The organism is Chromobacterium haemolyticum (assembly GCF_002081825.1).
GTDB lineage: Bacteria > Pseudomonadota > Gammaproteobacteria > Burkholderiales > Chromobacteriaceae > Chromobacterium > Chromobacterium fluminis.
Window position 1 is genome coordinate 1 of sequence record NZ_MUKU01000066.1, and the last position, 10592, is coordinate 10592.

The 10592-nt window shown below is 64.2% G+C and carries 8 protein-coding genes; 7 read left to right on the forward strand and 1 reads right to left on the reverse strand.

Annotated elements, in window-relative coordinates; all coding sequences use genetic code 11:
- The first annotated feature begins 445 nt into the window (after positions 1-445).
- Positions 446-1561, forward strand: a complete 1116-nt coding sequence (locus B0T39_RS24400) for an efflux RND transporter periplasmic adaptor subunit (RefSeq protein WP_081551303.1) — start codon at positions 446-448, stop codon at positions 1559-1561.
- Positions 1562-1576: 15 nt separating this feature from the next.
- Complete coding sequence (locus B0T39_RS24405) at positions 1577-4690, forward strand: efflux RND transporter permease subunit (RefSeq protein WP_081551305.1); 3114 nt, start codon at positions 1577-1579, stop codon at positions 4688-4690.
- A 52-nt stretch (positions 4691-4742) separates the two neighbouring features.
- Here the strand turns inward: B0T39_RS24405 and B0T39_RS24410 are convergent, their stop codons facing one another.
- On the reverse strand, positions 4743-5108 hold the full coding sequence (locus tag B0T39_RS24410) for a hypothetical protein (protein ID WP_081551307.1): 366 nt from the start codon (positions 5106-5108) through the stop codon (positions 4743-4745).
- Positions 5109-5183: 75 nt separating this feature from the next.
- Between B0T39_RS24410 and B0T39_RS24415 the strand changes: the two genes are divergently transcribed.
- From B0T39_RS24415 to B0T39_RS24435, 5 genes are all read left to right on the forward strand, one after another.
- Complete coding sequence (locus tag B0T39_RS24415) at positions 5184-5477, forward strand: hypothetical protein (RefSeq protein WP_081551309.1); 294 nt, start codon at positions 5184-5186, stop codon at positions 5475-5477.
- The gene (locus B0T39_RS24420) at positions 5474-7246 is read left to right on the forward strand and encodes an ABC transporter substrate-binding protein (protein WP_081551311.1); all 1773 of its coding nucleotides are present in this window, start codon (positions 5474-5476) and stop codon (positions 7244-7246) included. Before B0T39_RS24415 ends, B0T39_RS24420 begins: the two co-directional genes overlap by 4 nt.
- A gap of 21 nt (positions 7247-7267) precedes the next feature.
- A complete protein-coding gene (locus B0T39_RS24425) occupies positions 7268-8206 on the forward strand; it encodes an ABC transporter permease (RefSeq protein ID WP_081551313.1) in 939 nt (312 codons plus the stop codon).
- A 13-nt stretch (positions 8207-8219) separates the two neighbouring features.
- Positions 8220-9281, forward strand: coding sequence for an ABC transporter permease (locus B0T39_RS24430; protein ID WP_081551315.1), 1062 nt, complete (start codon positions 8220-8222; stop codon positions 9279-9281).
- Between the two features lie 17 nt (positions 9282-9298).
- A partial coding sequence (locus B0T39_RS24435) for an ATP-binding cassette domain-containing protein (RefSeq protein WP_081551317.1) occupies positions 9299-10592 on the forward strand: 1294 nt, incomplete at its 3' end.

Genomic DNA, 10592 nt, shown 5'->3' on the forward strand with positions numbered 1-10592 from the left:
TGCCGCAGCCGGAGTTTCACATCAAGCCGAACAAGGAAGCGGGGTACGAGCCGGTGGCGATGGTGCTGGCGGAGTCGCAGCGTTTGGGGGTGACCAAGCTGGGCATTGTGGGCTCCGAGCAGTTTGTGCAATGACATATGTCTAATGGATAGTGTTGTGGCATGATAACGGGCGGCCGCGGTCAGGCCGCCCAAATGCTTGACTGCGGCTTGTCCGCCCACGCTTCACAACAACAAGACAATATGACCACACAATGGCATATCCCGCGGTGACGCCTGTGGGATGATGCCGAGCGGACCCTTGGTCCGGCCGCGCCGGCGCAAGGGGGAGTCTTGCGTCGTTTCATCGTCCGGGATGCGCGGCCGCCGAGCCTGACGCGGCGGCCGATCACGCGTGTCCGAGCTCCACGTCGCGGGCGGCTCAACCATAGAAAAGAACAACACAGATGAACACACGATTTGTCATAGTCCCGCTCTTATCGTTGGCGCTGGCGGCTTGCGGCGCCAAACCGGCTGACCCGCCCAAGGAGGGCGCAGCCGGCAAGGCCGCGGCTTCCGCGCCGGTGGCGCGGACCTTGTCCTCCGCCGATGTGATGGCGGCCAAGCCGCGCGTGCTGGCGGCGACGATAGCCTTCACCGGATCGCTCAACGCCTTGACCAGCGGCACCGTGGCCGCCGAGGTGGAGGCCCGGGTCAAGGAAGTGCGCGTGCGCGAGGGCGAGGCGGTTAAACGCGGCCAGGTGCTGGCGGTGCTGGACGCCGAAGTGCTGTCGCAATCGGTGGCGGAGCAGAACGCCCAAGTGGCCAATACCGAGGCGCGGCTGCGCCTGGCCAAGGTCAAATTGGAAAAACAGCGGGAACTGCTGCACAAGGGCTTCATCTCGCAGATCGCCTATGACGAATTCGACAGCGACTACCGGGTGAAGGAGGGGGAGGCCAAGGCTCAGGCCACCCAGTTGGCGCGCGCGCGCCGGCTGCTGGCGGACACTCAGATCCGCGCGCCGATAGACGGCGTGGTGTACGAGCGCAAAATCAATCCGGGCGAAGTGGCCGGCAAGAACGCGGTGCTGTTCGCCATCGCGGATCTATCGGTGCTGGAAATCGCCGCCACCGTGCCGGCGCGGCTGATCTCGCAGATCCAGCCCGGCATGCAGGCCAGTTTCAGCGTGGACGGCCTGGCCGAGCCCCAGCGCGGCGAAGTGGTGCGCATCAACCCGGTGGCGGTGGCGGGCACCCGCAGCTTCACCCTTTACATACGCGTGAAAAACCCGGAACACAAGCTGAAGGCCGGGCAGTTCGCCAAGGGCGGCATTGTGCTGCGCCAGGTCAGCGACCAGATCGTGCTGCCGCTGCCGGCCATCCACGATCCGGACGGCCAGCCCTGGGTGCTGGTGGCGCGCCAGGGCCGGCTGGAGCGGCGGCCGGTGGAGTTGTTGCTGCGCTCCGAGGCGGACCGGCTGGCCGCGGTGTCCGGCGTCAAACCGGGCGAGCACGTGATCGCCGTGGACCTGGTGGGGGTGAAAGCCGGCGATCCGGTTTCCCTGCCCGGCGGCAAACTCTAAGCGGAGGGGCGCAGCATGTGGCTGACCCGAGTAAGCGTCCGCAATCCCTATTTCGCCGCCGTGTTGATGATGACGCTGGTGGTGCTGGGCTTGTTTTCCTGGCAGCGGCTGGCGGTGGAGGAAATGCCGGACATCCGCTTCCCCATCGCCCTGGTATCCACCGACTATCCCGGCGCTTCGCCGGAAGTGGTGGAAAGCGAAATCTCCAAGCCGGTGGAAGAAGCGGTCAACACCATCAACGGCATCAAGGAAATCCGTTCCTATTCCATGGAAGGCAATTCCACCGTGGTGGTGGAATTCGAGTTGTCGGTGGATCCGGTGTCGGCGGTGCAGAACGTGCGGGACAAGATAGGCGCCATTCAGGGCCAGTTCCGCCGCGAGATATCCGCGCCCACCGTGTCCCAGGTGGACCCCAACGACAACCCCATGCTGACCCTGGTGCTGACCTCGGACCAGACCCGGCCGCGCGAGCTGACCACCTGGGTGGACAAGGTGCTGAAAAAGCGGCTGCAGATGGTGGCCGGCGTCGGCGACGTCAAGCTGATCGGCGGCGTCCGCCGCGAGATCCGCGTCGACGTGGACCCGGTGCGGCTGGAAGCTTCCGGCCTGTCCTTGCAGGACGTGGCCGACGCGCTGCGCGCCGCCAACCAGGACTTCCCCGCCGGCTCGGTGTCGGCGGTCAGCAAGGAATGGGCGATCCGCGTCGCCGGCAAGTTGAAATCGGCCGAGGACTTCTCGCAACTGGCGGTGGGTTACCGCAACGGCGCGCCCATCCGGCTTGAGGACATCGCCACCGTGGCCGACACCGAGGCCGAGCAGTCCAGCATCTCGCTGATAGACGGCCGGCCCGGCGTATCGCTGGACCTGCGCGCCGCGCGCGGCGCCAACGTGGTGGAAGTGGCCGAAGGCGTCAAGGCCAGGGTGGCCGAACTGAAGAACCAGATGCCGGCCGGGGTCAAGGTGCGCTACACCTACGATACCGCCGAGGACGTGAAGAAGTCGCTGAACAACGTCGAATCCACGCTGCTGGAAGGCGCGGGCCTGACCGTGCTGATCGTCTTCCTGTTCCTGGGCAGCTGGCGCAGCACCGTGATCACCGGCCTGACCCTGCCGGTGTCGCTGATCGGTACCTTGTTCGCCATTCAGATGTTCGGCTTTACCTTGAACATGTTGACCCTGCTGGCCTTGTCGCTGTCCATCGGCCTGCTGATCGACGACGCCATCGTGGTGCGCGAAAACATCGTGCGTCACGCAGGCCTGGGCAAGAGCCATTACCAGGCGGCGCTGGACGGCACCAATGAAATCGGCCTGGCGGTGCTGGCCACCACGCTGACCGTGGTGGCGGTGTTCCTGCCGGTGGGCTTCATGGGCGGCATCATCGGCAAGTTTTTCCACCAGTTCGGCCTGACCGTGGCGGTGGCGGTGCTGATCTCCATGTTGGTCAGCTTCACGCTGGACCCGATGCTGTCGTCCATCTGGCACGATCCGCATCACCACGGCGACAAGCACCGCGGCCCGCTGGGGCGGATGCTGGATGCCTTCGAAAGCTCGCTGGACCGGCTGTCGGAGCGTTACGTCGGCGTGATCCGCTGGGCGCTGGGTCATCGCAAGACCGTGGTCGGCACCGCCTTGCTGCTGACCGTGGCCAGCTTCGCGCTGGTGCCCGGCATCGGCGGCGAATTCATCCCGGAGCGAGACAGCGGCAAATTCACCATCAGCTACCAGACCGCGCCCGGCTCGGCCTTGGAATACACCGCCACCAAGGGCCATGAGCTGGCGGCGGCGGTGAAGGGCATTCCCGAAATCAAGTCGATCTCGATGAATGTGGGAGAAGGCAACTTCGGCGCCGGCAAGAACGACGGTTCGGTGACGGTGGACATCGGCGACAAGAACAGCCGTCAGCGCACGCTGGGCCAGGTGATCGCCGACGCGCGCGCGCGAGTGCTGCCCGTGGCCGGCGTCACCATCAAATCGGTGGCCAACGAGCAGCAGCAGGGCAAGCCGGTCAAAGTGGGCTTGCGCGGCAGCGATCTGCGCGAACTGACGGCGGTGTCCGAAGACCTGATGCGCCGGCTGGGCAAGATCCAAGGCGTGCGCGATATCGAGTCCAATCTCAGCGAAGGCGATCCGGCCTTGAACCTGGTGCTCAAGCGCGACGCCGCCACCAGCCTGGGCGTGGACCTGGCCCGCGTGGGCAAGACGCTGTCCATCCTGCTGGCCGGCAACGCGGTCACCACCTGGGAAGCGCCGGACGGCGAAAACTACGACGTCAAGCTGCGGGTGCCCAAGTCCGAACGCCGCCAGGAGCTTTTGGACGCGCTGACGGTGGCCGGGCGGCCGGACGCCAACGGCGCGGCCAATATGATTCCGCTGTCTTCCTTGATAGAAACCCGGCAGGGAATCAGCCCGCGCCAGATCAAGCGCGTCAACATGATGCGGGAGATCACCATCCTGGCCAATATCGAAGGCCGCGACGCCGGTACCGTCTCCGCCGAGGTGCATCAGCTGGTGGAAGGCCTGAAGCTGCCGCCGGGCGTGATGCTGGTGCAGGGCGGCCAGCAAAAGGATATGCAGGAATCGCTGGGCTACGCGGTGCAGGCCTTGGCCTTGGGGGTGATCTTCATCTATCTGATCCTGGCCGCGCAGTTCCGCAGCTTCACGCTGCCGGTCACCATCATGATGGCTTTGCCGCTGGCTTTCGTCGGCGTCTTCTGTTCGCTTTATCTGTTTGGCTCCACGCTGAACATGTTCTCGGTGATCGGCATCATCATGTTGATGGGCCTGGCGGCCAAGAACGGCATCCTGCTGGTGGACTTCGTCAACCAGGCGCGGCGCGAAGGCATGGAGCGCAACCAGGCCATCGTCGAGGCCGGCCGGGTGCGGCTGCGCCCCATCATGATGACCAGCCTGGCGATGATCTTCGGCATGCTGCCCTTGGCGCTGGGCACCGGCGACGGTTCGGAAAGCAACCGGCCGATGGCGCACGCCATCATCGGCGGCTTGCTGACCTCCACCGTGCTGACCCTGATCGTGGTGCCGGTGGTCTACACCTATCTGGACGGCCTGCGCAGCCGGGTGCGCCGCCTATTGGGCGGCAAGCCGGCGCACCAGCCGGCGGCCGAACATTGAAACGAAAAGAGCCTGCGTTTGCGCAGGCTCTTTCTTTTGGCGAGGACGGTGTTTAATTTTTAGGGGGCGCCACGCAGTCGTTGCCCTCAAAGCTCACCGACTGAATGGTATGGGTTTTGGGATCCGCGACGAAGTTGGTGGTGCAGCGGTAATACACCGAACCGCCGCCGCTGAAGCCCCAAGGGTAGTTGTAGAAACCGCCCTGATAGGGCATTTCCTGGCTGTAGGCGCTGCGGTAGGTGTAGAGCTGATTGCCGTTGGGCATGGTCAGCTGGCTGGTGGGCGCGCCCCATTGCGCCAGCATCTCGTTGACGTCGCGGCCTTGCCAGCCGTAGACCTTTTGCGCGTAACCCGCCTGGGTGGCGCAGCCGGTCAGCAGGCTGGCGGCCAGCAGGGACAGCGCTAGCGTTGTTTTCATGAGGCGCTCCTGAGTAATGTGCCAGGCGGAGAGAGACTGCGTCCGCCTGAGGTGGTTCGAAGGGATGCTTTTACGATGGCGTCGCCGCTGCCGCTTGTCAACAAGCCAGGCCGGCGCACCTTGTTCATGAGTGTTAAGAACCTGTTTACGATCTGCTGCGCGTTGGCGGGATGGATAGAAATGGGCGTTAAAACCAAGCTCAAAATGCTCATGTACCACGAGTACATTCCGCTTTTTCGCTTGTTTTCGCCTTGTCTCGCCTTAGCTCGCGAGATCGTAAACACGTTCCAAGAGCCGCTAAAACGGCGACATAAAAATCGGCTGGCGCAAGACGCCAGGCCGGAGCGACAACAAAGGAGAAAATCATGAGCCTGAAGCGATGCGCGCTGCTGGCGCTGATGGCGTGGGGAGGGATGTCGGCGCAGGCCGCGGACATGAACAAGGTGCTGCATGTGGCCTTCAATGCGCCGGAGACCGGTTTCGATCCGTCCAAAACCTCGGATATCTATTCCGGCGCCATCATCGAACACATCTTCGACCCGCTGCTGACCTTCGACTACCTGGCGCGGCCGGTCAAGGTGGTGCCCAATGTCGCCACCGCCATGCCCACGGTCAGCGCCGACGCCAAAACCTACACTTTCACCCTTAAAAAAGGCGTGTACTTTGCGCCGGACCCCGCCTTCAAAGGCAAGAAGCGCGAGCTGACGGCGGAAGACTACGTTTACGCCTTCAAGCGGCTGATTGATCCGGCGGTAGCCTCGCCGATGAGCGATCTGGTGGCCGGCAAATTCGTCGGTCTGGATGCCTGGGCCAAGCCCGCCGGCGGCAAGATCAACTATGACGCGCCGGTGGCTGGCGTGCGCGCGCTGGACCGCTACACCCTGCAACTCAAGCTGATCCAGCCTTATCCGGCGTTGAAATACATCCTGGCCGCGCCCTTCGTGCAAGGCCAGGCGCGCGAGGCGGTGGAAGCCTACGGCAGCAACACCAACGCCCATCCGGTGGGCACCGGCCCCTATATGCTGGCCAAGTGGCAGCCCGGCACCCACATCTCGCTGGTGGCCAACCCCAATTTCCGCAAGCAGACCTTCAACTATCAACCGGGCAGCGATCCGGAAGACCAGCGCGTCGCCCGCGAAATGAACGGCAAGAGCTACCCGCAGATCGGCCGCATCGAAGTGTCGGTGATCCAGGAGGAACAACCCACCTGGCTGGCGTTCAAGAGCGCGGAGCTGGACCTGGTGGGCATCCCCCAGCCGCTGATCCGGCAACTGCTGCGCATGGACCCGAGCAACCCGTGGCGGGCCGAGCTGAAACCGGATCTCCAGCGTCAGGGCATCCGCTTGCTGCGCAGCCTGGACGAGGAAATCACCTTCTACGCCTTCGGTATGAAAGACCCGGTGGTGGGCGGCTACGGCAAGGACAAAATCGCGCTGCGGCGCGCCATCACCATGGCCTTCAACACCGACGAAACCATACGCGACATCCGCCGCAACCAGGCGGTCAAGGTCCAGTACGTGGTGCCGCCCAATGTGGCCGGCCACAACCCGGATTTCCGCGGCGCCTTCCCCTATAACCCGGCGCTGGCCAACGCCTTGCTGGACCGCTTCGGCTACAAAAAGGGCGCGGACGGCTACCGCCGCCAGCCGGACGGCGCGCCGCTGGTGGTGGACTTCCTGACCGGCCCCACCGCCATTGACAAGCAATGGAACGAGTACTGGCAAAAAGCCTTTGATCTGATCAAGGTGCGCGTGGACTTCCGCGTGATGCAGTGGAACGAACAGATCAAGGCGCAGCGCGAATGCAAGTTCGGCATGAACGGCGCGGCCTGGAGTGCGGACTTCCCGGACGGCGAAAACTTTGTACAGCTGCTATACGGCCCCAATACCGGCGGCGTCAACTACGCCTGCTATCAGTCCTCGCGCTATGACCGGCTGTACGAGCAGTCTCGCAATCTGGAGGACGGCCCGGAACGCAACCGGCTGTACGACGCGATGAACAAAATCGTGATGGCGGACACCCCCTGGGCCTTCAGCGACATCCGTTTCCGCAACACGCTGATCCAGCCCTGGGTGCGAGGCGCCAAGCTGCATCCCAACTACAACTACATCTGGCGTTTCCTGGACGTGCAGAAGTAAGCGGCAGGCGAGGAGAACATCATGTCCGCTTTTATCATCCGTCGCATCCTGCAGATGATTCCAACCCTATTTGGCGTCATGCTGCTGGTTTTCATCCTGTTCACCCTGGTGGGCGGAGATCCGTCGCTGGTGCTGGCCGGCAAGCACCTGACGCCGGACGTGCTGGCCAATATCCGCGCCCAGCTGGGCCTGGACCAGAGCCTGCCGCAGCAGTTCTGGATCTTCGTCAAACAGGTGCTGACGCTGGACTTCGGCACCTCCTGGTCTACGCAGCAGCCGGTGGCCGATATCATCGGCAGCCGCGTCGGCCCCTCGTTGACGCTGACCGGCGCCATGCTGGTGGTTGACCTAGCCATCGCCATCCTGTTGGCGGCGCTGGTCGCTTATTTCCGCGGCGGCCTCACCGATCACATCGTCACCATCGCCTGCACCGTGGCCATGTCGGTCAGCGCGCTGGTCTACATCATCGCCGGCCAGTATTTCCTGGCTTTCAAGATGGGCTGGTTCCCGGTGCGCGGTTGGGGGGACTCCTTTTGGATCAACCTCTTCGTCTACGTGCCGCTGCCGCTGCTGATGGGCCTGATGGTGTCCTTGGGGCCGGACATCCGCTTCTACCGCAGCTTCTTTGTCGAGGAAATCGGCCAGGACTACGTGCGCACCGCGCGCGCCAAGGGCCTGTCCGAGCGCACGGTGATGCTCAAGCACGTGTTGCGCAACGCGCTGATCCCGGTGGTGACCAGCGTGATGATGTCGCTGCCCTATATGTTGATCGGCGCGCTGGTGCTGGAAAGCTTCTTCGGCATTCCCGGCATGGGTAATGAAGTGGTGATGGCGGTGAACAAGAGCGATTTCCCGGTGATCAAGGCCATCACCATTTATATCGCCATTGCCACCATGGTGTTCAATCTGCTGGGCGATCTGGTCTACAAGCTGATCGACCCGCGCGTGCAGCTCAAGTGAGAGAGGGCTGGAGATGACGACATTGCACAATAGCGCCGGCGCCGCGCCGGCCGCCCCCTCGCGCGGTTTGTGGGCGCTGGGCTGGCAAAGGCTGAAACGCAAGAAAGTGGGCTTTGTTTCGCTGTGGATCGTGGCGGTCTACCTGCTGCTGGCCGTGGGCGGCTGGTTCAATCTGGTGGGCGGCGGCTGGACCGATGAAATCGCCGTACCCTACGCGCCGCCCAGCTGGGTGAAGGCCTCCGCCGACGACGTGTTGCCGCCGGAGCCGGCCAAGCCCGCCCAGGCGTCCGCCCCCATCGTCACCATGACGCCGGAGGAGGACCCGATAGGCCGGGAGCTGCAACAGGCGCGGCAGCACGCGGGCGAATACGCGCAGGTGGACGCGCCCAAGCGCGCCACCTTGCCCTTTGGCGCCGACCTGCGCGGCCGCGACGTGATAGAGAAAACCCTGAAAGGCACCTCCACCTCCATCTTCGTCGGCGTGTTCGGCGCGGTGGCGGCCTTGCTGGTGGGCTGCGCGCTGGGCGCGGCGGCCGGTTATTTCGGCGGCCGGGTGGACGATGCGCTCAATTGGTTCTACAGCGTGTTCACTTCGGTGCCGGACATGCTGCTGCTGCTGTCCTTCGCCGCCGTTTCCGGCCGCGGCATCACCACCATCGTCACGGTGATGGCGCTGACCAGCTGGACCGGCAGCTTCCGCCTGGTGCGCGCCGAATACCTGAAACTCAAGGGCCGCGAATACGTGCAGGCCGCCGACGCCATCGGCGCTGGCCACGCCCGCAAGATGTTCATCCACATCCTGCCCAATATTTCCCACCTGTTGCTGGTGCAGTTTTCCTTGCTCACCGTGGCGCTGATCAAATACGAGGCCATCCTGTCCTTCCTGGGCTTCGGCGTGGGCGTGCGCCAGGTCAGCCTGGGCTCGATGCTGGCGGAAGCGCCCACCGAGCTGATTCAGGGCTATTGGTGGCAAATGTTGGCGGTTACCTTGTCGATGTCGCTGTTGGTCACCGCCTTCAGCATGTTGACCGATGCGCTGCGCGACGCGCTGGACCCGCGCGCGGCGGTGAAGTGAGTGGGGGAGAACAGACTATGACCCAAAACCAGACCCTGCTGTCGGTGCGCAAGCTCAAAGTGGCGTTCCGTCAGGAGAACGGCGGCGAATTCCAGGCGCTCAAGGGCGTCAGCTTCGACATTCCGGCCAAGCGCACCGTGGCCTTGGTGGGCGAATCCGGCTCCGGCAAATCCGTGACCTCCATGGCCATCATGCGCCTGCTGTCGCCGCAGCACGCCAGCATCCACCCGGACAGCCAGATCCTGCTGCAAGGGCGGGATCTGCTCAAGGCCAGCGGCGCCGAGATGCGCGCGCTGCGCGGCAAGGACATCGCGATGATCTTCCAGGAGCCGATGAGCTCGCTGAACCCGGTGTTCAGCGTGGGCGAGCAGATCATGGAAGCCTTGATGCTGCACGCCAAACTGGGCCGCCGCGCCGCGCGCCGGCGCGCGATCGAACTGTTGCGCGAAGTGGGCCTGCCGGAACCGGAAAGCAAGGTGGACAGCTACCCGCACCAGTTGTCCGGCGGCCAGCAGCAACGGGTGATGATCGCGATGGCCATTGCCTGCGAACCCAAGCTGCTGATTGCCGACGAACCCACCACCGCGCTGGATGTCACCATCCAGAAGCAGATCCTGCAACTGATCGCCGACCTGCAAAAGAAACACGATATGGCGGTGCTGTTCATCACCCACGATCTGGGCGTGGTGGGCGAGTTCGCCGACGAAGTCATCGTCATGCGTCACGGCGAAATCCGCGAGCAGGGCAAGGTGCAGCAAATATTCGACGCGCCGCAGGACGCCTACACCAAGGCGCTGCTGGCCTGCCGGCCGCACCTGGACCGGCGGCCGCAGCGGCTGGCGGTGATCGACGACTTCCTGCAGCCGGGCGGCTATGTGGAGCCGCCGCAGCGCGAACGCGGCTACCGGGCGGACGACGAGATCATCCTGGACGTGCGCGGGCTCTGCAAATCCTTCGACGTGCGCGCAGGCCTGTTCGGCAAACGCCAGTTCCACGCGGTCAAGGACGTGTCCTTCAAGCTGGCCAAGGGTAAAACCCTGGGCATCGTCGGCGAATCCGGCTCCGGCAAGACCACCGTCGGGCTGACCCTGGTGCGGCTGCACCAGGCCAGCGGCGGCCAGGCGCTGTTCCACGGCCAGGACCTGCTGGGCATGGACGCCAAGGCCTTCCACGCCTACAAACGCCGCATCCAGATCATCTTCCAGAACCCCTACGCCTCGCTGAACCCGCGCTTCACCGTGGAGCAGATCCTGAGCGAACCGATGCAGCTGCACGGCATCGGCCGCGACGGCGGCGAACGGCGCAAGCTGG

Bases quoted from the DNA above. Each gene is read 5' to 3' on its own strand.
- B0T39_RS24405 (WP_081551305.1), top strand. From the start codon at position 1,577: ATGTGGCTGACCCGAGTAAGCGTCCGCAATCCCTATTTCGCCGCCGTG.
- B0T39_RS24425 (WP_081551313.1), top strand. From the start codon at position 7,268: ATGTCCGCTTTTATCATCCGTCGCATCCTGCAGATGATTCCAACCCTA.
- B0T39_RS24400 (WP_081551303.1), top strand. From the start codon at position 446: ATGAACACACGATTTGTCATAGTCCCGCTCTTATCGTTGGCGCTGGCG.
- B0T39_RS24430 (WP_081551315.1), top strand. From the start codon at position 8,220: ATGACGACATTGCACAATAGCGCCGGCGCCGCGCCGGCCGCCCCCTCG.
- B0T39_RS24420 (WP_081551311.1), top strand. From the start codon at position 5,474: ATGAGCCTGAAGCGATGCGCGCTGCTGGCGCTGATGGCGTGGGGAGGG.
- B0T39_RS24415 (WP_081551309.1), top strand. From the start codon at position 5,184: ATGGCGTCGCCGCTGCCGCTTGTCAACAAGCCAGGCCGGCGCACCTTG.
- B0T39_RS24410 (WP_081551307.1), bottom strand. From the start codon at position 5,108: ATGAAAACAACGCTAGCGCTGTCCCTGCTGGCCGCCAGCCTGCTGACC.